This is a genomic window from Planctomicrobium limosum, assembly GCF_051465645.1.
Lineage (GTDB): Bacteria > Planctomycetota > Planctomycetia > Planctomycetales > Planctomycetaceae > Planctomicrobium.
This window is the reverse complement of record NZ_CP195790.1, coordinates 4,261,656-4,287,920: the sequence shown is the minus strand read 5'-3', so window position 1 is coordinate 4,287,920 and position 26,265 is coordinate 4,261,656. Positions and strand designations below refer to the sequence as shown.

The 26,265-nt window shown below is 52.8% G+C and carries 20 protein-coding genes; 15 read left to right on the top strand and 5 right to left on the bottom strand.

Annotated elements, in window-relative coordinates:
* Positions 1 to 16: 16 nt before the first annotated feature.
* Positions 17 to 2,659, bottom strand: a complete 2,643-nt coding sequence (locus SH527x_RS16375) for a tetratricopeptide repeat protein (protein WP_437191754.1) — start codon at positions 2,657 to 2,659, stop codon at positions 17 to 19.
* A 340-nt stretch (positions 2,660 to 2,999) separates the two neighbouring features.
* Here SH527x_RS16375 and SH527x_RS16370 point away from each other — a divergent pair, with 340 nt between their 5' ends.
* The 7 genes from SH527x_RS16370 to SH527x_RS16340 all read left to right on the top strand — a co-directional run bounded on the left by SH527x_RS16370 (position 3,000) and on the right by SH527x_RS16340 (position 12,348).
* Entirely contained in the window at positions 3,000 to 3,488 is a 489-nt protein-coding gene (locus SH527x_RS16370) for a TadE/TadG family type IV pilus assembly protein (RefSeq protein WP_437191753.1), read from the top strand.
* An 8-nt stretch (positions 3,489 to 3,496) separates the two neighbouring features.
* Positions 3,497 to 3,994, top strand: coding sequence for a TadE/TadG family type IV pilus assembly protein (locus tag SH527x_RS16365; protein ID WP_437191752.1), 498 nt, complete (start codon positions 3,497 to 3,499; stop codon positions 3,992 to 3,994).
* A gap of 157 nt (positions 3,995 to 4,151) precedes the next feature.
* Positions 4,152 to 6,032 carry a pilus assembly protein TadG-related protein gene (locus tag SH527x_RS16360; protein WP_437191751.1) on the top strand — a complete coding sequence of 627 codons (1,881 nt, stop codon included), beginning with the start codon at positions 4,152 to 4,154 and terminating at the stop codon, positions 6,030 to 6,032.
* 488 nt (positions 6,033 to 6,520) lie between these two features.
* Complete coding sequence (locus SH527x_RS16355; RefSeq protein WP_437191750.1) at positions 6,521 to 7,789, top strand: cytochrome-c peroxidase; 1,269 nt, start codon at positions 6,521 to 6,523, stop codon at positions 7,787 to 7,789.
* Positions 7,790 to 8,146: 357 nt separating this feature from the next.
* The gene (locus SH527x_RS16350) at positions 8,147 to 9,589 is read left to right on the top strand and encodes a phospholipase D-like domain-containing protein (RefSeq protein ID WP_437191749.1); all 1,443 of its coding nucleotides are present in this window, start codon (positions 8,147 to 8,149) and stop codon (positions 9,587 to 9,589) included.
* Between the two features lie 325 nt (positions 9,590 to 9,914).
* Entirely contained in the window at positions 9,915 to 10,658 is a 744-nt protein-coding gene (rpsB, locus tag SH527x_RS16345) for a 30S ribosomal protein S2 (protein ID WP_437191748.1), read from the top strand.
* A gap of 361 nt (positions 10,659 to 11,019) precedes the next feature.
* Positions 11,020 to 12,348 carry an outer membrane protein assembly factor BamB family protein gene (locus SH527x_RS16340; RefSeq protein ID WP_437191747.1) on the top strand — a complete coding sequence of 443 codons (1,329 nt, stop codon included), beginning with the start codon at positions 11,020 to 11,022 and terminating at the stop codon, positions 12,346 to 12,348.
* 120 nt (positions 12,349 to 12,468) lie between these two features.
* Here the strand turns inward: SH527x_RS16340 and SH527x_RS16335 are convergent, their stop codons facing one another.
* Complete coding sequence (locus SH527x_RS16335; protein ID WP_437191746.1) at positions 12,469 to 12,930, bottom strand: hypothetical protein; 462 nt, start codon at positions 12,928 to 12,930, stop codon at positions 12,469 to 12,471.
* A gap of 454 nt (positions 12,931 to 13,384) precedes the next feature.
* On the opposite strand from SH527x_RS16335, the gene SH527x_RS16330 reads away from it, so the two are divergent.
* The 5 genes from SH527x_RS16330 (at position 13,385) to SH527x_RS16310 (ending at position 18,854) form a co-directional block, all read left to right on the top strand.
* Positions 13,385 to 13,870 carry a metallophosphoesterase family protein gene (locus tag SH527x_RS16330; protein WP_437191745.1) on the top strand — a complete coding sequence of 162 codons (486 nt, stop codon included), beginning with the start codon at positions 13,385 to 13,387 and terminating at the stop codon, positions 13,868 to 13,870.
* Positions 13,871 to 14,072: 202 nt separating this feature from the next.
* Positions 14,073 to 14,876, top strand: a complete 804-nt coding sequence (gene dapB / locus SH527x_RS16325; RefSeq protein ID WP_437191744.1) for a 4-hydroxy-tetrahydrodipicolinate reductase — start codon at positions 14,073 to 14,075, stop codon at positions 14,874 to 14,876.
* Positions 14,877 to 14,964: 88 nt separating this feature from the next.
* A complete protein-coding gene (rfbD, locus tag SH527x_RS16320; RefSeq protein ID WP_437191743.1) occupies positions 14,965 to 15,816 on the top strand; it encodes a dTDP-4-dehydrorhamnose reductase in 852 nt (283 codons plus the stop codon).
* A 237-nt stretch (positions 15,817 to 16,053) separates the two neighbouring features.
* Complete coding sequence (locus SH527x_RS16315) at positions 16,054 to 17,277, top strand: hypothetical protein (RefSeq protein ID WP_437191742.1); 1,224 nt, start codon at positions 16,054 to 16,056, stop codon at positions 17,275 to 17,277.
* Complete coding sequence (locus tag SH527x_RS16310; protein ID WP_437191741.1) at positions 17,274 to 18,854, top strand: hypothetical protein; 1,581 nt, start codon at positions 17,274 to 17,276, stop codon at positions 18,852 to 18,854. The genes SH527x_RS16315 and SH527x_RS16310 overlap by 4 nt, the downstream gene beginning before the upstream one ends.
* Before the next feature lie 83 nt (positions 18,855 to 18,937).
* Here SH527x_RS16310 and truA read toward each other — a convergent pair whose 3' ends face one another.
* Entirely contained in the window at positions 18,938 to 19,816 is an 879-nt protein-coding gene (truA, locus tag SH527x_RS16305; RefSeq protein WP_437191740.1) for a tRNA pseudouridine(38-40) synthase TruA, read from the bottom strand.
* Positions 19,817 to 20,239: 423 nt separating this feature from the next.
* Between truA and SH527x_RS16300 the strand changes: the two genes are divergently transcribed.
* The gene (locus SH527x_RS16300) at positions 20,240 to 21,028 is read left to right on the top strand and encodes an SDR family NAD(P)-dependent oxidoreductase (protein WP_437191739.1); all 789 of its coding nucleotides are present in this window, start codon (positions 20,240 to 20,242) and stop codon (positions 21,026 to 21,028) included.
* An 88-nt stretch (positions 21,029 to 21,116) separates the two neighbouring features.
* Here SH527x_RS16300 and SH527x_RS16295 read toward each other — a convergent pair whose 3' ends face one another.
* A complete protein-coding gene (locus SH527x_RS16295; RefSeq protein ID WP_437191738.1) occupies positions 21,117 to 23,300 on the bottom strand; it encodes a thioredoxin-like domain-containing protein in 2,184 nt (727 codons plus the stop codon).
* Between the two features lie 467 nt (positions 23,301 to 23,767).
* On the opposite strand from SH527x_RS16295, the gene SH527x_RS16290 reads away from it, so the two are divergent.
* Positions 23,768 to 24,760, top strand: coding sequence for a polyprenyl synthetase family protein (locus SH527x_RS16290; protein WP_437191737.1), 993 nt, complete (start codon positions 23,768 to 23,770; stop codon positions 24,758 to 24,760).
* 124 nt (positions 24,761 to 24,884) lie between these two features.
* On the opposite strand, the gene SH527x_RS16285 is transcribed toward SH527x_RS16290, so the two are convergent.
* Positions 24,885 to 25,367, bottom strand: a complete 483-nt coding sequence (locus tag SH527x_RS16285; RefSeq protein WP_437191736.1) for a flavin reductase family protein — start codon at positions 25,365 to 25,367, stop codon at positions 24,885 to 24,887.
* A 517-nt stretch (positions 25,368 to 25,884) separates the two neighbouring features.
* Between SH527x_RS16285 and SH527x_RS16280 the strand changes: the two genes are divergently transcribed.
* Positions 25,885 to 26,112 (top strand): hypothetical protein, encoded by a 228-nt coding sequence (locus SH527x_RS16280; protein ID WP_437191735.1) that lies wholly within the window; start codon positions 25,885 to 25,887, stop codon positions 26,110 to 26,112.
* Positions 26,113 to 26,265: the final 153 nt, after the last annotated feature.

The window sequence follows — 26,265 nt, the reverse complement described above, 5'->3', positions numbered from 1 at the left end:
ATTTCGAGAACCGGAATCAGTTTGCCGATGCCGGTTCTTTCTTTTGTTCTGCAGTCGCCTCGGCATCTTTAATCTTCAGTAACAATGCCAATGCGCCTCGATACCGAGGGGCGAACTCCAGTGCTCGGATGACGTGAAATCTAGCCTTCTCATTCCGTCCCTGCTGATGGAACTGAGATGCCAGCCGATAATGAATCCCTGCACCATCTGTTCGTGGCAGTGTCAGTAATGCATTCAACGCCTGAACTGCAGATTCTGATTGATTCAGATTCTCGGCTGATGTTGCCAGCGACTGATACGGCTGCGGGATCAATGGTTTGATCTCCAATAGCCTCCGTGAATGTTGCATGACGGCCGCCCAGTTCTGACGCGCAGAATCAATTTCAATCAGACGCAGCAGCGCCGCGGCCGCGTCATCATCAATACTCGCCCAGTGCAGGAGTGTCTCGTATTCTCCGTCGCCATCTCCGGCCTCTCGCTGCAATTTAGCAAGAATGGCGGATGCTCCCTCGGCGCCTTTTTCTAACGGGAACACGGTGATCGCCTGCCGTAGCAACTTGATCGCCTCTGCTGAATTTCCAGCCTGCATCTGATTTTTCGCGGCAGTTTTCACCCCGGTGTAATTCCGTGGATGAAGCTTGAGCCAATCGTGTAACTGGTCAGCAGGGGAACGATCTCCCAGATACTGAGCCGGCTCTGGTTTCGACCAGTCGACGTTCCAGCCAAACATTCTTGCCTGCAATTTCGCGAAGGCTTCGAAATTCTCTTCCAGCTCCCCCATTGATGTTGTGTGCCGTTCAATCGCGTCGTTAATCGGCATCCCCAATGCAAGGTCATCAAGAATGGCAACGAACTCCGCATGGCCGTATGTGTTGATGAGATATTCCACAACCAACGAACTCTGGAAATAGGCGAACATGAGCCCTCCTCCACTTCCCGGAGAGAGGAACGCTTCACTCATGCGATGAATCGGTGTGAGCTTGCCTCCCAGAATCGCTTCCCGATACGCAGGCGTCATCCGCTCTCCCCAGCGCGGATCACGTTGACGCTCTTCATAAACCGAGATTCCTTCGCTTAACCATCGCGGCATTCGGTTGTGTGTCTTGTTCAAGGTGACCACGTGTGCGAATTCATGCCACAACACCGATTGCCAATTGACAGGGCGAACCTGTTGAGAAGCGGGGCTTAACGCCGTCACCACATCTCCAAAGCAGACACCCAGAAAGCCTTCGGCTCCCGGCATTCCAAAAGTTCGTACCGCGAAATCGTTCGGTTTCGGGTAGATCTCAACAGAGATCGTTTTCTCCAACGGGAGATCGTACTTTTGACAGAGAATGGATCGTGCTTCGGTCAACAGTGCAACGACCTGATCGCCATACAACTCGGCCTCCCCCTTCTCCATGCGAATCCGCCAGCCTGGCAACTCCAGCACAGTGAATCGAGTCAGTTCATCATGGAGCGTCACGAGATTGTAACTCGCGGCATCGTACTCATCCTGACGATGAGCGGCGTGTGCGAGTTGCCAACCTTCTTCTTCCTGTCCCAGCCGCAGCAAATCCTGCGCGAGCTGCTTCATGGCGGGAAGATAGGATGGCTGTAAAACGAGGGCTCGTCGTTGTGCTTCGGCCCCATCTTCGAATCGATACTTTCGCGACAGCTTCTTTCCGATGAGGTGGTCTACTTCGGGATTCGTTCCCCACGAAGCGAGCGCCTGTGTCCGATTCGATTCGAAACTGGCGTGGTCTCCATCCAGAAATGCAAGGACAGCCAGCGATGCAAAAGCGGCCGGGTACTTGGGATTGATGGCCTGAATTTTGACTAATGTCTCCTTCGCCAGTTCATAGCGTTCCCGATCAATAAGCTGATTGACCAGCATCGACAGAGCGTCGACATGTCGAGGATTGATCACCAGCACTTTGTCCAGTGCCTCCTGCATCTGCTTAGAGTCTGACTCTTCATATGCACACGCCATTCCGAACAGAAAATCAGAATCATCCGGGAACTTCTTCAGTCCTTCGCGGAATGTGTCAGCAGCCAGTGTGAAATCACGTTTCTCCAGAGCGAGTTGCCCCATCGCCAGCAGTGGTTCACGTCGATTTGGATGCAGTTCTTTCGCACGCTTCAACAGAACATTCTGAACCTGTTTCGGGTCGCCCCCCTGCCGTAGCAGCAACTTCGCAAGCGTGATCAGATCCTCTGCACGTTGTGAGTATTGCCATGCTGCTGCGCGAACGAATCGATCGATCTCCCCTGCATAGCGCTCGACATCTTTCTCTTGCCCGGCATATGGCGAGTACTGCATGAGCGCCCAGCGAATGCGAATGCTGCCCGGTGTTCGGAGGTTCCCGGACAACAATGTGTCGCGTGCTTCCGTGTACTTCCCCAGCGTGAATTCCGCTTGAGCTTTCAGCAGAAACGCATCTTCCGAACTTTCTTTCGACTCCAGCAACGGAGAAAGCTCTGTGATGCAGGATTCGTACTTCCCTGACTGAAAGAGACGCCGACACTCATCGATCGACGCAGCTGGCGCTGCCTGAGCAAACAGCTCACCGGCCTGCAGAAGGAAGAACTGAACCAGTGTCAGAACCACCAGCAAGTCCACTCTGGCTCGACTGTGCTTCACTGAATTTTGAGCCCGGCGCCATTGAATTGAAAACATGACGGGTTCCCTGCCTGGAATGAACTCCACAAGCCGGCCAATCGACGGATCATCATAACGTACCCGCTGCATCATGGATTTTCGATCCGAAGATGACGAGACGCCACAAAAACCGATTCTCACAGTTGGCGCGATTCTACCAAGTCTAAACATCACTTGCTCGATGATTCTCACTGCAATGAAATGTTGCCGGAAATCAACGCACCGCCAACTGCGTCTCGCAAATGCCCCGAAGTGTGAAATTTCGAGATTTTTTCAATTTTTCATTGGCCAAATGGAACTAGTGTTTTGGCGGTAGACGCAGTGTCTTGTCATATGAAGAGGTAAGGTAGCCAGCACTATGTACGTGCGAAGATCATCTCCACCACGTCCGAGTCCGTTCGCTCGTCGCTCAGGCACCGTCCTGGTCGAGACGGCGATCGTGTCTTCGGTCTTTGGTCTCTTCATGGCTGGGATCATGGAATTCGGCCACGCCTATATGGTTCAGGGAACCCTGAATGCTGCCGTTCAACGCGCCGCTCGCCATGGATCAGTCGACGGCGTAACAACGGCTGAAGTGCGGACGATGGTCAATGGAATCCTGAATTCGGCTTTCAAATCGGCAAGAGCGACGGTCCTGGTGAAAGATGCCAGCGTCTTTGAACAGGCGAACGTGAACCCTGCCAATGTGAACTACAACAGCCTCCCCGATCTGAATCTGGAATCAACAACGAGATATAAAATGTTTGTCGTGCGAGCGACCGTTCCTTACAGCAGTGTCGCCCTTCTCCCTCCATTCTGGGCGAAAACAGTGACCCTGAAAGCTCAATCGGTCATGCGGCACGAATAAGGTCTGAAATGCAACGTCACATTCCACATCAGCCAAAGCACAGCAACCGCTCCCGAGAGGGAACGGCAACGGTTGAGTTTGCAGTCGTTGCTCCCTTCTTTCTGTTGCTGTTGCTCGGCATTGTCGAAATGTCCCGCGCACTGGACGTCTCTCAGAAACTCTCTGTTGCGGTCCGCGAAGGGGCACGCGCAGCAGCGAGCGAGGTCTACGATAAGCTCCCCATTGGAACGACGCTGAATCAGCAGATCACGACCGACATTAAGAACATGCTCACAGCGAGTGGAATCACCGGAAATGACGTCAACATTTCCATCACACATGCTGATGGAAAAAGCGTCGGTCAGCCATTCGATCTTCGGGCCGAATCCAATTACCTGGAGTATTTTCGAGTCTCTGCATCCATTCCCTACCACAAAGTCGGACGGTTTCCGGTCCGCATCATGAAAGACAAGGACCTGGCCGTCTCTGTTGTGTTTCGACAGGGACACAGTGCATTGTCCGAGTAAGAGTTGTCCGAGTCAGCATCCATCCTGAGTCAGGATTCACCGAAGACCACCACTCACTGAATTCATCCACCACCGCAATCACTCAGACCTGCTGAGATTTGCTGTGTTCATTTGATAAGGACTGGCCGATTCGCCAGCCTTAACACCGAGTCTGTTTATGAAAATCATCCGAACGCTGACAACTTCCGCAGACTCAGGAGTCTCTCTCAGAGAAGACCGTCGCGGAAGCGTTCTGGTTCTGACCTGCTTGTGCCTGGTGGGCCTGCTTGCGGCTGCCGCGATCAGTGTCGACGTGGGTTATATCCAGATTCAGAAAACCAGAATGCAGAACGCCGTCGATGCAGCGGCACTGGCAGCGGCACAGGAAATCTCACACGCAATTCGCAAGGCTCCAATCGGTGAAGCCGACCCGGTCGCCTACGCTCGCGGCAACGCACGTCTGGTTGCCAGCCGTGTCGCCGAACTGAGTGGAATCTATGTCGATCCCCAGCAGGACGTCATGTTCGGGCAACGGCAGTTCAATCAAGCCACTGGAAAGTGGACCACGAACTGGAACGCGAGCATCACCAACGCAGTGAAGGTTGTTGCCCGTCGAACCAAAGACGATCCAGGCGCTCAAGACGGCCGACTGAAACTCTTCTTCGGAGGAGTGCTTGGCAAGGGGTATACGGACGTCAAAACCGAGGCAATGGCTTTTGTGAAGTCGCGTGACATTGTTGTGATTCACGACTTTTCACGTTCAATGAACTTCGACAGTCACTTCCCGCTGAACAATGAAACATCCAGCCGTCTTTCTGATGCTCAGGTTGTTTCCAACATCCGAAAACTTTGGGATGACCTGAATCCATCAGGGATCGGTACGCTGAACTTTAGTCCTCAGCACCTGACGGCCTCAGCAACATCCAGCGGAGTGACAGCAACCTGCAAGTTCAGGTACATGTCCTGCGATGTCACAACAACGACATCATTGCGTAAAGTGGTTTTGACTTACACAAATGGGTCAACTGCAACCAGTAACTACACTGGCAGCCAGAAAACCGCCTCAATCACAGGAACCCGGGATATCAGCTCAGTCGCGATCACGTCATTGACAACAAATGGAAGGTCGACTGTTTCTCAGACGTTAAGTGACAACGCAACAGCAATGATTTCGTGCTTCAATCTCGGAACATTTCCATACTCTGGAGGAAGCTGGACCGGGTACTTCAATCACTGTCACAACGATGAACAGATGATCGAAAAAGGTTACCGGGAAACCTATGGCGGGATCTCATTCGTCAACTATGTGATGCGGAGCCTGTCCGCCCATTCCCAAACGCCAAAAATTGCACAATCACGACACTACCCATTCACCTCGATCAAAGTGGGGCATGAACTGCTCTGCAACTTCCTCGACAATCTGTCATTCAATGACCGACTCGGCATGGTCAGTTATGACACCAATCATCGAGTAGAGAACTATCAGAACTCAAATAACGCGGAGGTTCCAAAAGTTGATGTCCGCGACGAGCCAATCTCGTCGGACTTCACTGCAATGAACAACCTGATGAAGTACAAGCAGGCGAATCATTACTCAGCTTCGACAAACATGGGTGGAGGGCTCAAGACTGGAATTCAGCTCCTGAAAGCCAATGCACGCAAAGGATCTCAGCCAACCATCCTGCTGATGACCGACGGTAACAGTAACACCATCGATTCCGGGGAATCGTCGACTCTTCCCAATGGATGGAACTGGAACACACTCTTCGATTTCAATGAAGATGGAACGGCCGACTATCAGACGAACGACAGCCAGAAGCGTTATGTCCTGAAGCAAGCATATGAAGCGGTTCAGGCAGGCTACATCGTCAACACCATGGCAGTGGGGATGGATGCGGATCGAGACTTGCTGCAAGCAATTGCCTGGATGGGAAATGGCGTCTTCATCAACGTTCCCGGGGGATCATCCACTGAAGAAATGGAACAGCAGATCCTCGAAGCGTTTCAGCGAATCGCCTCGATGGTTCCACCAGGTCAGCTCGTGAACACGATCGAATAACCGAAGGCAATCCTTCTTGAGACTCTCCACGGAGCGGCCAGATACGTCTGGTCGCTTTTTTTGTGTTCACCCGGTGCAGCAATGCAAACACATCGCCAGTGCTCTCAACGTGATAGATCGCTGCGAAATCCTCAAACCGGAAGACTTTTGACAACGAAGTCATTCTTTAATCCGCGAGTCAATCGTCTCCGTCGAGGGAAAAATTGGGCGAACTCGATTCCACAAGTTCTTCTGTCTCCGTAACCTATAGAAGTATGAGATTTTTTGTGGATGCAGTGCAATAACTGCCTACAATCCTCCACCAATCGTTCTTACGGCATGCCGGACGTGCCAACCGGAACACCGGAAGTCCTGCTCGCCGATATTGATTGAACAGGTGTTTTGGCACCACTGAATGCCTAACTCATTTGTTTGACCATTTCGCTGCAAGTGATTCACTGGCAGTATCCCACACCCGCCGTCCCTCCAGATTGAACGACTTGAACTTCATGAAACTCCCTCTGCGACTTTCCCTCGTGCTAGGTGGACTGACCCTCGTTGGCGCTACTGCAGTTTCGCAGTGGTCCCACTCTTCAGCACCGACCAAACCAGCGGCCACAGAAGAAGTGCTGCTGGGGAGCGGTGACCTGTTGACCGGGATTCCTGGATCAGGCCCATTGAAGCTTGAAGAAATCAAGAAGTGGTTCAACGATCCAAAGAACCATGCCGAACTGAAGGTGAAACTGCCGCTCGGACTGGCCGCTGGTTCAGCATCGATCAAGGGGCTCGACAAGAACCCGATGACTCGTGCAAAGATCGAGTTGGGGCGACAGCTCTACTTTGATCCACGCCTGTCGGCTGACGGCACGATCAGTTGCGCGAGCTGTCACGATCACAACGAAGGATACGGCCGAACCACACAATTCGGGATCGGCATCAAAGGTCTCGAAGGGGGCCGGAACTCACCAGTCAGCTACAACCGAATTCTTTCAGACCTTCAGTTCTGGGACGGTCGCGCTGCAAGCCTGGAAGAACAAGCCATCGGGCCAATCGCGAATCCAATTGAAATGGGAAACACACATGATGTCTGTGTGAGCACCCTCAAGAAGATTCCTGGATACGCATATGCCTTCGAAACCGTCTTCGGTAAGGACTCACTGAACATCGACAACGTTGGCAAAGCGATCGCCACATTTGAACGCGCCATCGTCACCGGGCCATCCCCATACGACTTCTATGAAGAGTCACTGCGGTTCGCCAAGCTGGATCCAGAAGATCTGGCAGAGCTGATCGAAGACGACCCAAAGGTTGCCGCCCAGATCAATGAAGTGAAATCCGGACTGAAAAAGTCTCCGATGTCCGAAAGTGCCATTCGCGGCCATCGCCTGTACTTCAGCGAACGAGCCAACTGTGCAGCTTGCCACGTCGGGGCGAACCTGACTGACGAGCAGTACCACAACCTCGGAGTCGGCGCAACAGCAAAAGAGGTTGACGCCGGCCGCGGTGCGATCACAAACAATCCAAAGGATTGGGGAGCATTCAAAACCCCGACTGTCCGCAACGTCGCCTCGTCTCCTCCGTATATGCACGACGGAAGCCTGCAAACTCTGATGGAAGTTGTTGAGTACTACGACCGAGGTGGAATTGCCAACAAGAACCTCAGTGACAAGATCAAGGCTCTCAAACTGACCCAGCAGGAAAAGCTGGATCTGGTGGCCTTCATGGAAGCTTGCACCGGGGAGTTCCCGAAAGTCGAACCAGGCCGCCTGCCAGAATAGTTCGGTCTGATTTCGACTCGCGAAAGCTCTGAGACGCTGCGGGAATCGCCTGTATCAGGCCACGGTCCCCACAGTGACCTCAGCTGATCAACAACAAGGCTGGAATCCTCTTTCAACACGAGGGTCCAGCCTTGTTTCTGTTTCAGGGCTGGAGAATTGATTCCATTTACAGCAATCTATTCATTCACATCCGATCACATAAAAACTGAATGGACCAATCTTGCGGAGAGTGATAAACAGGAACAGACTCGGAGACGACACCTGCCTGTGTCAGCTCACTCTGACTGAATCTGTGCCTGAATTCAGTTCATCTCGATCCAGCAAAACTGCATACATCACCAACAAGGCTCTTTAGCCATGAGCGAATGGTTCCAATTCTGGGCAGTTCTCGTTGCAATCGGCGAGCGACTTCTGGCAATCTACACGTCCTTGCACGCCGTTCTTTACAAACGCGAAACGCAAAGCGTACTGGGCTGGGTCGGCCTGATCTGGCTCTCTCCATTCGTCGGATCGATTCTTTACATTTGCTTTGGAATCAATCGAATCCAACGCAAAGGGCAACGCATTCAGCGATCACGAGATCGCCATTACCGCGAGAAACTGATTCGTGGGAACTTTGTTGAAAATGCGGCAACCCGACTTCACCTTCCATTTGAAGGACGACTCGAAGCTGTCGCGAGGCATGTCACCGGCAAAGCACTGCTTCTGGGAAACTCTGTAACTCCACTCAAAGGTGGTGAAGTGGCCTATCCGGCCATGATCAAAGAGATCGAAGCTGCAAAGAAGTCGATCACGCTCTGCACCTACATCTTCGACAGTGATCGTGCAGGCAAGGAGTTTGTCACCGCGTTATCCAATGCCCTGAAACGTGGTGTCGAGATTCGCGTGCTGATTGACTATGTCGGATCACGTTATTCGAAACCGTCGATCGTTCAGATTTTGCAGCATGAGAACATTCCCGTTGCAACCTTCCTCCCGACATTTCGCCCCTGGCTGGCCTCTTACGCCAACTTGCGACTTCATCGCAAAATGATGGTCGTCGATGGAGCCGTGGGATTTACAGGAGGGATGAACATTCGAGAAGGTTGCCGTGGCGACTGGACCACAACGCATCCGGTTCAGGACATTCACTTCCGCATTGAAGGCCCGGCGGTGCATCACATTCAGGAGACTTTCGTCACTGACTGGTACTTTGCCAATGGCGAAAAGCTGGAAGGCGCAACCTGGTTCGCCCCTCCAGAGCATCACGGAGAAGTGAGGGTGCGTGGAATTCCTGATGGCCCGGATTCCGACTTCGACAAAATTCGCCTCGTGTTGCTCGGGGCGATCGCAATCGCAGAGGAGCGGATTGATATTGTCACTCCGTACTTCCTCCCGGATTCTGCGATCCTTTCCGCACTCAACGTCGCTTCCATGCGGGGAGTTCGTGTTCGAATTCTGGTCCCTCAGGTCAATAACATCCGCTTCGTCCAATGGGCATCAACAGACCCGATCATGAATGTCCTGGAGCGAGGTTGTGAAGTGTATCTCACCCCGGAACCATTCGATCACACCAAGCTGCTCCTGATCGACAATGACTGGGCGTTGATTGGATCCAGCAACTGGGACCCGAGAAGCCTGCGATTGAACTTCGAATTCAACATGGAATGTTATGACCGCGATCTGGTCGCGGCACTCTCAGACATCGTCGACGACAAAGCCAAACGAAGTCATCGAAAAACACTCTCAGACCTGCAGGCACGCACACTGCCGATCCGGCTTAGGGACGGCATCGTTCGTATGGCGATCCCTTATCTGTAAGCATTTGAACGACAGGAGGTTTTGCCTTGATGGGCGATCGAACCCGACGCAAATCTGCGAGCAGCGCAATTCGCCGAACGTAACCCCTTCGAGGCACGTAAGTTGAGTCAACCGTCGACCTGTTTGACGATCTCGCAGCGAATTCGCTACCATAATCGGCCATTCCCTGAACGAGCCTTAAGGCTTGTCGACTTGCGGTGTTGCAGGTTGCAGGGCCTGATTTCTGAGCCATCCGAGCGAAGCATTCGCAAAGAGAGCTGGAATCACGGAAAGAATCGCGCCGGATCACTTTCGATCCCGGTTTAATGAATCTCAGGAGCAATCCGTGTCAGACATCGTCGTAAAAGACATTCTGGAAGCCGGTGTTCACTTCGGTCACAAGACCAGCAAGTGGAACCCGAAAATGCGTCCGTACATCTACGGCAAGCGCAACAACATTCACATTATCGACCTCAAGGAAACCATCCGAGGTCTGGTTCGCGCTCAGAAGTACCTGTACAAGGTTTCGGCTCAAGGAAGCCTGATCCTCTTCGTCGGTACCAAGCGACAGGCAGTTGACACTGTTCGCCAGGCTGCTGAAGCTTGCGGAATGCCATACTGCACAGAGCGCTGGCTCGGAGGTACGCTCACAAACTTCCGTACCATTCGTTCACGCCTGAAGCGTCTCGAAGAGCTTGAGAACCTGGAAACCTCAGGAACTCTGGCAACCTTCTCCAAGAAGCAACAGTCACGTCTGCGTCGAGAACTGAACAAGATTCGCCGCAACCTGGGCGGTATTCGCGAAATGAATCGCTTGCCAGAAGCGATCGTGATCGTCGACCCAAGCAAAGAGCACAACTGTATTCACGAAGCCAAGCTGCTCGGAGTGACAACTGTTGCTCTGATCGATACCGATTCCGATCCAGATCTGGTCGACCTGCCAATCCCAGGTAACGACGACAGTATCCGATCAATCCGTATCATCTTGAACTACCTGGCCAGCTCAATCAGCCAGGGCCGTTCGACTCTGCCACAGAAGTCAGAACAGCCAGTTAAAGAAGAACCAAAAGCTGTTGGCCGCATTGGCTAATCGCTCTGCAGAAGAGACTTGGTGAACGCGAACAACATTGTTCGCGTTCACTCTGGAAATTCCATCAAATGCCTCGATGTTCAACATCGGGGCATTTGTTGTATCTGGACGGTTCGGTCTGGCCCCTGCCCTCGCCGGCCTTCAATTTCGACTTCGCATAAAATCCCCTACCGATCAACTTCCGTTGACCCATCTCGGCCGCCATAATCAAATAAGCATGCTGCGACGATTTGGACCAGTCAGCCCCGGTCATCGCACCTGCAGAGCACGGCCGTTGCAAACACGCGCTGAACAGGACAAAACATCGAGTCTGTTCGGTACTTAATTGCAGACCTACCCCCCTCGTTGAGGAGACATCCCAATGCAATTTTCAACTGGAAATGAGACTTCGGTGGCAGGCACAACTGCGAGCACCAAGGTCAATTCCACCAGCTGGAAAGCACAGATCTTCGCCAGCCTGATCATGGCATGCGCCGCCTCGGTCGCCAACGCCGGAGACGCCTGGACCAATTGGCGTGGCCCATCCCTGAACGGCAATGTCTCGCCAGGCAAGTATCCCGTCCAATGGGACGAATCAACGAATATCGCCTGGTCGACCCCACTGCCCGGCCGATCCAGTTCCACCCCGATTGTCTATGAAGACAAGATCGTCCTGACCCTGCCCATTGAAGAAGAAAACGGGGTCATGGCCTTCGATCGCGCCGGCAAAGAACTCTGGCGAGTTAAGCTCGGCAAAGAACGTCCCGGGAAGCACAAGAAAGCCAGCGGTTCAAATCCTTCTCCAGTGACCGATGGCAAACGCATTTTCGTCTACTTCAAGAGTGGAGACTTCGCTGCTCTCGACTGGTCAGGGAAAGTTCTCTGGCACAAGAATCTCCAGAAGGAATTCGGCGAAGATACCCTCTGGTGGGACCTTGGTACTTCACCAGTGCTGACCTCCAAGCACATCGTCGTCGCCTGCATGCAATCCGGTCCATCGTACCTCGCTGCGTTTGACCCGGAGACTGGAAACCTTGCCTGGAAAGTCGATCGCATCCTGAGCGCACCGGACGAGTCGGCTCAGAGTTACACCACTCCTGTCGTCACGAACTATAAAGGCCAGGAACAGATCGTTGTGCTGGGCGCCGATCACGTCACCTGTCATGCCGCCAGCGACGGAAAAGAACTCTGGCGCGTTGGCACTCTGAATCCAGATCAAGAACGTTACTTCCGCTCAATCGCGTCTCCGGTCATCGTCGGGGACGTTGTCATCGCACCGTATGCACGTGGGAAGACATTGACCGCGATTCGCCTCGGGGGCAATGGCGACGTCACGGAGTCACACGTCCTCTGGAAGAAGGACATTGGTTCCGATGTCCCGACACCTGCGGCGTTTGAAGACAAGGTTCTGGTCGCTTCCGACAAAGGAGTGATCACGTGCCTGAACAGCCAGACTGGAGAAGAACTCTGGTCTGAGACTCTCGAAAAGAACCGCAACAACTACAGTTCCTCTCCTGTCATCTCAGGAAACATGCTCTATTACACTCGCGAAGATGGGAAGACATTTGTTGTCGACCTGAACGACAAGAGTGTGAAAGGGACCAATCCTCTTGGCAATGACGACACCACCTATGCAACTCCAGTGCTGGTGGACAACGAGATCCTGTTGAGAACCGGTGCTAACCTCTATTCCATCCGGAATGCGAAATAGCAACAGGCCGTTACGGCATTCGTGATAGTCACATCAAGACAAGAGCCAGCCTGACACATTGTCAGGCTGGCTCTCTTCATTTCTACTCAAACACGTTCCACGTCTCGCGTTGACGCTGCCTTACTTCAAATAGGCAATGACCAGCGTTCCTTTTCGCTCTGTAATGCGAACACGGTATTCGCCGTAATCAAATGTCACGCGATCCAACCGTGGGTGAACGGTGACCACTTCTTCACACCCACATGGCGGAACACAAATCTCGACAAAGACACAGCAGCAGGGGTTGCAAGGATCTGGTACTGCCACCACCTTTCGCACCGCACATGGAGCAATGTTCTTCGGAAACAACACCTTCACATCTTTGTACAGTGGAACTAGCTGGACACCGGAAGCGTCGCCAATGACGGTGCCTGGTTGGACGTCAGGAATCGGCTGAATTCGGTTCACATGATGTGGATTCACTCCCTGAACATGAACCACTCCGGAAGGAACTTTCGCAGGGGCCTGAATCGGTGACGCCTGGCTCCCGACGCTTGTTGATGCCGCTCCAAATACCAACGCAAGTGCAAGCAAATTCTTCATGGTCGTTCCTTCTCATTACCCATTGAGACCACCCCATTGACAGAACTCGACAAGCGCCACGTATGGTCGCATGCCCAATCTGTTCTTGCCGGGGGATCAACTCACAGCCAGGAATTCACGCCTGACTCAACATCTGAGTTAAAGTTGATACGCCACTGGAAACAGGATCCTCACCTGTTTTGGCAACTCTCCAAAGCGTACCTGGTCTCTGCGAATTGCCTCTCATCATGACCTCGATCATCGTTACTGGAATACCTTATTTTCCTGTCCGATGCATTTTCGAGAAACTTCCCGGGATCTTCTGAATAGCGACTTGCAAACCACACATCGGAATCCCCATAAACAACGAAAGCAGAATACCTTAGACCGGACAAAGCCATCGTGTGAGCGTAATGCAGCCGTTGCCTGACACGTCCATCCCGACACAGTACTCGCCCCCTTGGGAGGAATGGAAATGCTAATTGGTGTTGTCAGCGACACTCATGGGAGTGTTCAGAACACAATGCAGGCAATCGCTCGACTTGAGAGTTACCCCATCGAAGCCGTGATTCACTGCGGGGACATCGTTTCCGCTGGTATCATTCCCTTGTTCGCAGAATGGCCGACACATTTTGTCTTTGGCAACTGCGACTTTGATACTGCGGAACTCCGAGCCACCATCAAAGACGCAGGGCAGATGTGCCATGATCGGTTTGGGGAAATTGAGCTCGCCGACCGCAAGATCGCTTTCCTGCACAGCGACGATCACGCCCGATTTCACAACACCATCCAAAGCAACAAGTATGATCTTGTCTGCTATGGCCACACTCACAAGTTCGAACACCATATGGAGGGGAAAACCCTTGTGCTCAACCCCGGGGCACTCTATCGGGCGACACCGCTCTCATTTGCAATCGTCGACCTGAATACAATGCAGGTGACACACATTCCACTTCCATAGACCAGCGTCGCCTGTTCAATCGACGGGCGATGGAACAAATCGTTCAAGAGAGACATAATTCCAATCTTCCACTCTGCTGACGCCTGCAGAGGAAGAAAAAATCTGCTCTATTGTGCAGTATGAGTCTGGACTGTCCGCCGACTATGAATTGAAGCCAACGGTCCATGTTTTCAAAGACATTTTCTGGAACAGAGATTACGTCATGTCGGATCCCATTCGAGTTGCCATCGCCGGAGCGGCCGGACGCATGGGGCAACGCCTGATTGCACTGGCCTGCGCCGATTCAGAGTTAAAAATCGTTGCAGCAATTGAGTATTCCGGCAGCAAAGTGCTCGGTAAAGACGCCGGAGAGCATGCCGGAATCGGCAATATCGGGATTCCGTTCACCGCCGAAATTCCTTCTCATGTTGATGTCATCATCGACTTCTCAACACCTGAAGGGGCGGTCGACATTGCCAAACAATGTGCAACACGTCGCATTCCTCTGGTTGAAGCAACAACAGGTCTCTCTCCACAACAGCGTTCAGAGATTCTCACTGCATCTCAGGAAACTGCAATCGTTCAATCGCCGAGCATGAGCCTCGCAGTGAACATTGCGATGAAGCTCGTCGGCCAGGCATCAAAAGCCTTGAAAGACGTCTCCAGCGGCATCGATGTCGAGATCGTCGAACGACACCACCGCTTCAAAGAAGATGCTCCGAGTGGCACCGCCCTGAAGTTCGGCGAGATCGTGGCCAACGAAATGGGCCAGACCGAACAGGTCCACGGACGTCACGGACAGACCGGAAAACGTCCTCGCAACGAAATCGGATATCACGCGTTGCGGACCGGCGACAATGTCGGGGAACACCAGATTGTCTTCGGTATGATGGGTGAAACACTGGAAGTCTATGTTCGCGGTCATACCCGCGACAGCTATGCCTATGGGGCTTTGACTGCTGCAAAATTTGTGGCAGGAAAATCGGCCGGCATTTACACCATGTCCGATGTGCTCGGGCTGGAGTAAGAACAATTTGCAAACATGACCTGGCAATGTGACATCATTCACGTTGTCAGGTCATGCCTAATTCAGCGACTGATCTTTGAGGTCTCTCATGCAACGGATCGCTGTCATTGGAGCCAAGGGGCAATTGGGGTCGGATCTGATGAAGGTCCTTCCCCATGCCATTCCCCTCACCCATGAACAGATTGACATTGTCAATCAACATGGTGTGAATGACGTCTTAAATCAGCTCCGCCCTGAAATTCTCATCAACACGGCGGCTTACAATCTCGTCGACAAAGCAGAAGACGATTCTGCGACTGCTTTTCAAGTGAACGCCATCGGCCCTGAGAACCTTGCACACTGGTGCCATTCTTACGGGGCAACGCTTGTTCACGTCAGCACGGACTATGTCTTCGGCGCCGACCACGAGCATCAAACTCCCTATACAGAAGACGATGTCCCCGCGCCGGTCAATGTCTATGGTCGAAGCAAGCTCGCCGGTGAATCAGCCGTTCAACGGCACTTGTCTCAGGCCTTTATCGTTCGCACTTGCGGGCTGTACGGACTCGCTGAAACCAAGGCCAAAGGGAACTTCGTCAAAACAATACTGAGACTGGCAGACGAACGAGATGAACTGCGCATCGTGAACGACCAGCGGTGCACTCCGAGTTCCACCACAGACGTCGCCAGCATGATTGCTGCTCTGATTCAAACCACCGAATTCGGGCTTTATCATGTGACCAACACAGGAGCAACAACCTGGTATGAAGTCGCTCAGGCAGCACTTCAATTCGCAGGCAAATCGACCCCCGTCATTCCCATTCCATCAAAGGAATACCCGACACGGGCACAACGACCGCGATACAGCGTTCTCGATTGCCAAAAAGCGATGCAGGTGACCGGACAGCTGCTCCCAGATTGGAAAAATGCACTGGAGCGTTACGTCCAATCGCTCGCTTAATCTGCAGTAATTTCCTCAGTTGCCATCAGTCGCTATTCAAAAAATCGAGCAACGCTTTGATCTAATTCGATCCTGAATGCGTTGTTCGTTCTGGTCGGTCAAAGACTCGGCAGATAAACTGATGCTCGGGAACTCGACCGAGTCTTCCCGCAACAAGCTCTTCAGAAGTGGTCGTCCTTGTTGTTGAGACCTGTTGCGTGCGGAGTCCTCCTCACAAGTCCAGTCGGATAATTCGAAATGAGTGGCTGGTTTTCTAAAACCAAGGATCTTTTCCAGCGTGGGCAACCAGAGTCCCCGCAGCCATTCGGTCTGACGTGTGAATGTGGCCAGGAACATACCGGTCTGAGAAGGCAACGCCAGCAAGAGCTTCAATGTAAATCTTGTGGCCGCTCGATCTTTGTTCTACCGCGAAATGTTTACCCCATTCCGGTCGCACCTGTTGAGAAATCGCCATCAACGAATAAGAAAGAGGACGACGATTTTGGTCCAGGTCCTCAATCGATCAGCAAGCTGAAGAAGCGAACTCGATCGACACCGGATTCCGCGGCACCTGAACAACCGCGTCCCAAGGCCCCGAAACAAAAGAGCGCGACGACTCGACCGGTCGCAGCACCACTGGCGAAAGCGGAAGTACGTTCTCAAACTCCGCAGGGAAAGGTGAAGATCCCGAAGAACAAAATCCAGATCCCAACTCGCCCCTCTTTCTGGAAGCGGTTTCTTGGGTTTGGGATCGCAGTCACCGTGATCGCCCTGTTCACGATGTTCTGGATTCTGCGACAGGCTCAATTCGCGAACGCCGCTGCAGTTGCATCTGCGGCAGGAAAACAGGGGCTCGAACTCTTCGAAGAGGGAAAGTGGCTCGATGCACGTTCCCCATTGGAATCCGCGACCATCGCACTGAATCGTCTCGGGCGGTCAGATCCTGATGCTCAGGCAATCCGCTATGCCTTTTATGAATCAAGGGCGATGACCCATCTTTGTGCAGACTCAATCGACGAGATCTTTCAGCAGGCAGTACAGAAATTCAACGAACAGAAGCAACCAGCGAAGATCAAGAACCGACTTGCTGACCGACACCTGAATCAGTGGCTCGTTGTCGAAGCAGTCGTTGAAGATGTCACGCCAGAGAAATCACGGCGGAGGCGGTTTGAAGTAAAGTTGCCTATGCACGGCAACGGAATCACCGGCAATGCGATTCTGGAAGTGAACTTTCCAGATTTCGCAAAGGCCGTCCCCAAAGGAGGCAAACTGGAATGCATCTTTGCCGGTGCCATTGCCGACTGCGAACGCGACGAGAAGCAAGATTGCTGGATATTGAAACTTGATCCTGAGACGGGCTTCCTCTGGGTGCATCCTCGCACCTATGCAGATCTCGGTTTCGACTTCTCACTCGCCTCACCTGAGGATGCGATTGTTCAACGACTGGAACAGCAGGCCAAGATCGTCGGGTGTGAGCCATGAAGAATCAATCTGGTGCAATTGCCACATTACTGATCGCCGGATTGTTCCTGCTCGTTACGAGTTCGAGCGCATTCGCACAAGCGCGATCCATCGAAGAGTTTCTTCAGCACAAAGAGAACTGGGACGACTTTGTGCTGACGGATTATGTCTGGTCACTTGAAGGCCGGTATGCCATCGTCAGTGGCAACACCATGACCTTTCCGCACTGCCCATTGACATTCCTGATGACGCCGGAGCTGGCAGAAAATCGGGGAACGACGGGAGTCGTCGAAATCAAAGGCAAGATCGAGAAAGACAACGGAAAACTTGTCTTCCGCGTTCAGACATTGATCTCCCGGCCACGCGATACTGATCGCCTGCGGACCATGCGATTCACCATTGATTCGACTCGTCCGGAAGATTGGTACAAGGTTGCGGACTGGGGACATGCCAGAGCAAAATTCTACAATGACAAAGAGCTGGAGAAGGACGCCATTGATCTCGATCGCAACGGGATCCTGACAGAGTTTCGCCGTATCAACCCCGGCGATGAAAGCGGGCTCGCCACTCTCGTTGCCAAGGCACGATCAAAAAATGTCGGCGACGACCTCGTCCAGCGGATTCAGCACGAATCACTTCGCGCCAGTTATCTCAACATGAAGCGCGAACCATTTAGCAGTGCAAAGTACGAAAACCTGATCGCTTCAATCTACGAAAAACTTCCAGGAAGTCAGGCAGCACTGAAGACCTGGCCGAAGGAACTCGCAGAGAAATATCAGCAGAACCCATTACAGATCTATGCAGAAGCCACTGCTGAAACACGACCGACATTGAACCGTTTGTTCGCTGTCAGCGTCATATTGGAGCGTATTCAGGGAGACGCTGACCCGGAAGGAAAGAACGGGTTTGAAACAGCCGAAAAACTCGCTTCACAAGTCCCGGAGCAACTTCAACTCGCCCAGAAGTTTAAAGATCTGGAGTTGAACTACCGCACGCAAATGGTGCCGACGATGACTCGGGGACAGTTGGACGCCTTCTGCAAACAACTGGAGAAGGAAGGAACTGCTGAACTCATCATCGAAACCAAGAAGAAATGGTTGCAGGCGCGTGAGCCGAGTTACCGCCAGGAAGGCGCCCGAGGGCTGGCCGATCTTGGGGAACAATGGTTGGCATTACTCAAAGACACCGAGACAGCGCGGCAGTTTTATCTTGAAGCATGGCGAGTCAATCCGCAGTATACCCCCGCCAAAGACTGGCTGATGTTGTATGGGATGAAGCTCGTGGATGGTCGCTGGATTCGAGAATCGGAACTCGCCGCGATGCCACTCTCGCCTCTTGATCAGGCGGTGAAAGATGGACGCGTCACGGTAGGAATGACTCGGCGCCAAGTTGTTTCCGCACTGGGAGGCCCGCCCACCCAAATGACACGCATCGCAACAACTCACGGTGTCATCGAGTGGTGGGAATACAGCAAGGCAGGCGTAGTCCTGCAGTTCGCACGGCCACGTCGGGGGGCAGAATCCGTTGTCACAACGCTGAATTCCATCTCTGAACCGGAGCCGGAACCTGCTCCAGAGGAAGAGAAGCCTGAGCAGTAACACTGTCGCTTCAAGAGTAAAGACAGTGGGCCGATCTCAAGACGCCAATCTCGTTGATCTCGCTCCGCCTGCGAACCACTAATTTAACGCGGGTCACGATAGTCCAAATTTGCTTCGTCATAATTGACACGAATCATGAACAACCCACAGGCTGGTGCCGTTCCTCCGGCGACGGAACGATCCTGAGCTTTCAGAACCCGTTCAACATCGTCGGCGGTCCAACTTCCACGCCCAACGTAACTCAGAGTTCCGGCGATTGTGCGGACCATGTTGTAAAGAAATCCATCAGCCTCGATTTCCAGACAAACAAACTCCCCTTGAGAATTCGCAGGGACGGTCACGTTTACTGGTTCTGCTCGTTGATCAGCAACCGCCTGAGGAACAAAGAGCTCCCATCTCGGCATGCGGAAGATCTTCAGCTCGTGAACCGTTCGCACACTTGTCGCCTTGTTCGGCCAATGCGATTCAAAACTGCGGAAGTCATGTGTCCCCAGAAGACGATTCGCAGCTTCCTGCATTGCTTCAACATCGAGCTCGTGAGTGATGCGCCAGCTATAGCGCGCCACAAATGGGTCAGCAACAACCTGATTCAGAATGACATAGCGATAGCGCTTTGAAATGGCCGAGAAAGTGGAATGAAACGCCATCGGAACTTCGTCCGACTCCAGAACGACAATGTCTTCCGGAAGACGTGTCTGTAATGCTGGACGCCACTTATGAGCCGGAATCAGTGAAGTCGTATTGAAGTTCGCCACCTGTCCCAATGAATGCACACCCGCATCGGTACGACCGGCACAGAGCACAGGAAACGACTCGCCTGTCAGTTCGCGAATTGCCTGTTCAAGGCAACCTTGCACGGTAATCCGGTCAGGCTGAATCTGCCAGCCGGAGTACTGAGTCCCGTCATATGCAATTCGTAACCGAATATTGCGGAGTTCTCGATTTGAAGTCGTGGATGTCATTGGGCAAAATAACAAGTGTAATATGAATCGCAGCCGGACTCTGGCATGAGCGGGAGTCCCCTGTTCTTAGATGCACTATGTCGGTTCGCGCAATCAGGTCGATGCATGCAAATCAACTAGCACATTGCCGAAACAGGTATTCGATCGGGCAGTGTAAGGTATTTTCAAAAGGAGTGGGGGCATCCAGAACGAATTACCTGGAATGAAGTCCCTGAATCCAAAGCAGACAGCCATTCGCTGATGTGATTGCGACTGCGAGGAAGCTTCCAGACAACCTGGGCGAGATCTTCCAGAAGTTGCAGAGCGCTTATTGAGAAGTTCGAATTCAATCGTCAAAATGAATCTGAACGCTGACCGAGCAGACCCGGCATGAAATCGACACCGGCAGATTGAGATGACTTTCTCCACTGTCGATTCCCAAACATGACCGAACATCTGCTCCTTGAGAAACAAACACGTGCGATGCAGAACGACTACCAAGGTAAACGAATTCTCATCACAGGCGTGAGCGCCGGAATTGGGCTGAGCCTGACTCGTGAATTTCTGAAGCTGGGGGCACAGGTTTACGGTACAAGCCGCAATGCTCCCAGCATCATCGACTCAGGGCGCTTCCACTTTGTGCCATGTGACCTGAGTCACGCGAACGAGATCGGTCCGGAATTCGCTCGACTGCTGAAAGGGGTCAAATCTCTGGACCTTGTCGTGTTGAACGCGGCAATCCTCGGACCGTTTGGAGATCTGGCAACGCAGCCACTCGATGAAATTGACCGCGTCATGCACGTCAATGTCTGGGCAAACAAGATCATCCTTGATGAGCTCTATGCCATGTCGATTCAGATCAAGCAAGTCGTCGCCATTTCCTCTTCCGCCGGTATTAACCTGCAGCGAGGATGGGGCGGTTACGGGATCTCGAAGGCCGCACTGAATGCGTTGATTAAGCTAGCGTCAAAGGAGCACCCGGAAACCCATTTCACCGCTCTGGCTCCGAATCCCGTCGATACATCGATGCAGGACCAATTGTGTTCGTATCCTTCGGACCCACGGTATCCATCACTCGATTCGCTCCGAGCCCGACGCGGGACATCCGCTATGCCGGACAGTGATGAATATGCCCCGATCATGATCGACGGCATGACCCGACTCCCGTATCTGGTGCAAAGCGGTGACTACGCCGACCTGAGAACATTACCGACGATCTCCCCTGTCACTTGATCACAGCTCACTTGATGACAGCCCAAAAAGAAAATCGCCACTGGAATCAATCCCAGTGGCGATTTTGCTTTAACTCAGTCTGAAGCGGTTACGGCTTCACGTTCAACTTGATTTCACTCGAGCCTTCTGCGGCCACTGTCAGTGGAAGCTTCCACTGTTGTGAGCCAAATTTGCAAAGCCCGCCAGTTCCGTCTTTGCAGTACTGATAGTTGATTGTCAGCATGACGGTCGCCTGACCTTTTTCACCGGTCAATGGCAGTGAAATTGTCCCCGTCTTCTCTGCTGATTCTCCACGTTTCCGCACGTTCAGGTCTGTTTCAGCAATCAGATTCTTTGCTCCGTCGACAACTGTGATCTTATACAGCAGTGGAGCAGCAGCATTGAGGTGATAGCCAGGCTGGAAATCGAACTCCACCTTCACAGTGGCTGCAACTCCATTGCCAACGATGATTGGTTGCGACTCGGTTTGGTTGTCTGCCGTCAATTCGTTTGGATCCGGTTTCTGAAGGACAGGTGGAGTGAGCCCCTTCACGACCAGTTCGGTCGTCGCCTTGGTTTTCAAATCTGTTTTCAGGATTCGATGGTTATTTGTGTCAGCGATGTACATGTATGCCCCTGCAACGGCAAGACCAGCTGGCTCTTTCAACTCAACAGGATCGAGAGAGTTGCCTGCGGTGCCGGTCCCCAGCCAGCTGACTGACGTTCGCTTCACTGGATCGACAAGTTTGATTTTGTCGTTGTAGGTATCAGCGACGTACAGCATGCCTTCATGAATCGCGATTCCAATTGGATGCTGCATTCGGACTGCGTCCCCTTCTCCGTCGATGTCACCAAACTCGAACAAAGATCGGCCGTTCGGGAACTCGTGTGGGCCAACAACGGTTACCACTTTTGCAGGTGGAGTAATGTCGTTACGGCGGATTGCCGACCCTTCGCTGTCAACGTGAAAGAGAGACTTGCCATCGGTCACAATGTCGGACGGCTGAGCCAAGGCAGCTTCTCGCAGATTTCCATCGAGAATGTCTTCGCGACCGCTTCCAATAAAGGGACCGATTTCATCGGAGTTCAACTTGTGCCGCCAGATCTGATGCGGACCAGCCATGGCGATATAAAGCGTACCGTTCAATTCGATCATCGCCCAAGGACTGTTCAACGGGGTCTTCAGCAACTTCCCGTCACGACCAAATGTTGGGCGAACGCGAGACTGGACGCCTGTTCCTGCGAGCGTTGTGACCTCTTTGGTGTTCAAGTCAACTTTGCGAATCAGGTGATTCTCGGTATCAGCCACGTACAAGTTGTCCCCCACCAGAGCGACGCCCTGTGGATGATCAAATGAGGCGGTTTTATAGTCGCCATCTTTCGCACCGATCGCACCGCTTCCGATGATGTCAATCAAGTCCCCATCAAAAGAGCTGACGACAATGCGGTTGTAATTGCTGTCGGTAATGAAGAGGCGTCCCCCTTTTTCGTCGGCCAGAATCTTGCCGGGATACCGTAATGGAGTTGGGGCCGCCTTTTCTTTTTCCAGATGAAACTTCACTGGCGTTTCGTCGAGAGTCCCCTTCTTACGATGGTAGGTCGCGAGCTGTCCGATGACTTTATCAAAGACTTCACGATGCCCTTCACCTGGCTGACTGCCAACGTAATTCCCCTCTGGATCAATCAATACCAGCGTCGGCCAGCTGTTGAACTGGTACTTTCTGGCGATGGTCATGTTGGAATCGTTAATCACAGGGTGAGCGATCTCATAGCGCATGATCGCTTCACGAATATTGTCGGATTCCCGTTCGTTTTCGAACTTGGCCGAATGCACACCGATCACAACGAGTTCGTTGGGATACTTCTCTTCCAGATACTTCAGGTCTGGCAGAATGTGGATGCAATTGATGCAGCAGTACGTCCAGAAATCGAGCAGAACGATTTTGCCTCGCAGGTCTTCCAGAGCAATGGGCCCAGAAGTGTTCAGCCAGTCAGTTCCGCCATCGATACTGGGTGCTGGAAATCGCCCGGGAAATGGATTTTCTCCTGGATCCGATGACTTCCGTTCTTCAGCTTCCTTCGTCTTGGAAGCCGGTTGAGATAAGGCTTCACGCTGCCCACAAAACACCAGCCCACAGAGAGCCACCATGCTTGCCGCAGCAACAAACATTCCGCGAGACATTGCCATCTCCTTACGGCAGCCATTTCGACGTAGCCCACGAGCGAACATCCCGCAACGCGGTGACCCTGATGATTCGGCTGCAAATGTATTGTTGACACTCCGAGACCTCATGGTAGGAAAGACTCCCTTCCGAGACCACCTCAAAGGGGACTTCAGACGTGTCATTCCACTTCTGGTCGAAGCGAAACCGCCGCTGAAACCGGAGCTCAGTGGTGGTCAGTAAGGCTGTCAGATCCCCACAATACGAACATTTTTGAATGAAAACGCCGTTCTACGACGACTCCTCACGACAGGTTGTCGAAACCAATCCCGATTCATGGAAGGAAATTTCCGTTCGGGCGACGGAAATCTCGAATTACCTAGGACGCTGGAACGACTTTGATCTATCATGGGCGCGCAACCGCCTCTGCAGACCGGGGTGAATAAGGGGAAAACGTCTTCATTTTTGAAATGGGACGCATTTTGGTAACGACACCTGTTACCAGTGCGAACCATCCTGAATGGAGGGCGTCCTCTCTGGCAGGTGAATTTGGTTTGCGTGGTAAATGAGTGGCAGCTGCGCGGGAATTGAGAAGGTTATGGCTGAATTAAGGAATGTCTCTGAACTACTGGAGCGGACGCACGCCATCCTCGGGACAGCGTTGCAGGAAGTCGAAACACGTTTCGACGCCGAACTCTCGTCGGACAGCCCTTTCATCCGTGACATCCTCGAACACACGCGACGCTTTCGAGGAAAACGTCTCCGCCCATTGCTCTGTCTGCTCGTTGCAAAAGCGGTTGGAGAGATCAGCGAAGATCACCTGATTCTCGCCGCCGTCGTGGAGATGATTCATACCGCGACTCTCGTGCATGATGACGTTCTGGATGAAGCAGACGTACGACGCCATGTTGCCACGGTCAACGTCCGTTGGAACAACGAGACGAGCGTTCTGTATGGAGACTTTCTTTTCACACATGCGTTTCACCTGGCTGCCAGCACCGGTAAGGCAGAAGCGTGCCGCTTGATCGGCCGCGCAACGAACCGTGTCTGCGAAGGTGAGCTGATGCAGACCCGAAATCGGGGAAACCTTGCACTCACCGAATCCGAATACTTTTCCATCATTGATGGAAAAACTGCCGAGCTCTGCGCGGTCTCCTGTGAAATCGGGGCACGATATACAGGTGCGAATTCAACGATCGTTTCAGCCATGGAGCGATTTGGACGCAAGCTCGGATTGGCGTTTCAGATTGCGGACGACGTTCTCGACCTCACCGGGCTCGAATCGTCCATCGGCAAAACTCTGGGAACCGACCTCGCACAGCAAAAGCTGACGCTCCCCATTATTCGTCTCCACCGACTCTGTAATGCAGAGCAGCTTGAGCAATTGCAGACGCTTCTCGAAACGCCAAGCCAGGAAGCCACACTACAGGTATTGCGCATGATTCAGGAAACCGGCGCCCTGGATGACTCACTCGCGACGGCACGACGGCTTGCGGCCGAAGCCCAGCAGGAACTCCAATTGCTTCCGGATTCGCCAGCGAAAGAAGTTCTGATGCTTCTGCCGGAACTCTCAATCGAGCGCAGCTGCTAATTGTCGCTTTTGCAGAATCCTATGGCTCTGCAGAAGCCTTCCACAGGGAAGAACTGAATCCCGCCTGAATACAGATAGGCGGGATTCCGCGTAACAGAGACGCTGTATGCATCCTGCGATTGCTTTAGTATCGCAGTCCGTTTTTCCGGAGATGTACCCACGGCTTTTCTGCTTCATGTCGCGTTCCCGACTCGGCAGTTGCAACCTGCACGAGCAGCACGACATGGTCACCAGCATCGAGTGACCCGGCAATACTCCCTTCAATCCAGCCCAGCGAATCGCTCAGAACAGGCAGGCCGGAAGGAGAGCGATCAACAGCCAGTCCTTCGAAAGCAGGAACTCCCGGCTCGAAACCTTTGCCGAAATGCCCGAGCAACTGCTTCTGCGAGTCTCCCAGTTGACTGAGTGCCACGGTCGCCCCCTGCCCCAGCCAGTCGAGCAAATAGCGTTTGGAGTTGACCGCAACCGTCAGTGACGGAGGCTCAAACCCGGACTGCTGCACCCAACTGGCCAGCATCCCGGTCTCTTCTCCGTTCGGCCCGCGAGCAGTGAGAATAAATAGACCGCTAGGAATCCGTCCCAACATCTTTCCGAATGTTTCACTCACGATTGGCAACTCCACTGAGGCCTGAATCTGTTCGACAAGCCAACTCTGATTTCAGCAGGGGGGATTCCACAATGGCTCCTCCACGAACACTCTCTGACCTCAATCAACTTCGCTCTGCTTCACGTCGCCTGATTCAAGCACGTTATGCCGGGCACTGTTTCTAACACCATTTTCGGTGACGCACTTCAGTACAGCAACCGCACTGTGCAGGGTTCTTCTAATTTCGTCCTGTGATCATCCGAGGACGTTGACGCCCCCATTGTCCTGTTTTGCCAACGTGAAGTGAACGCAAAACCCACCCAACCACTACAGCCCGCACCTTTCCGCGGCCGAATGTTGCAAAACGAGAACACTTTGGCAACTTTTTCCGCCCGCCCGAATCACGCAAGATAGAGATTAAGAGAGGAATCCGAAATCTGCGTCAACTATAGCGGCGTGTTGTCCGCCAAGGACGCGATTCACTCAAACGGGACCATTCCAGCCTGGCAAAATGATTACAGGCGGACAGGAGATCAAAATGATCCAGAAGTCAACCACTCAAGGTCAGGCCAAGAAATCACGTCGTGCACCAACGACAACCGAGATCGCACGACGCCGCGAAGAGATCCGTTCAGAATGGTCTTCAGAAGAGCGTTACCGACGTAGCCCGGCTCGTCGTGTCACCAATCAGAACGATAAGAAACTGCAAGCTCAGCTGCGGTTCATTGAGTTCCTGATTGCTCACGAAAAGAGCATCAATAACTAGACCGGTTCGCTCTCTCATATGGCCGTGCTGCAGCCTTCCTAAGTGGGAAAGGCTGAATATTGCGTGCCAGAGACACTGTCTGATTTCTGGAAATGTTCTGGAGTCTGCTCAGAGATACCTGCAACGCCGGTGCAACAAGTTCATGAGTCACTA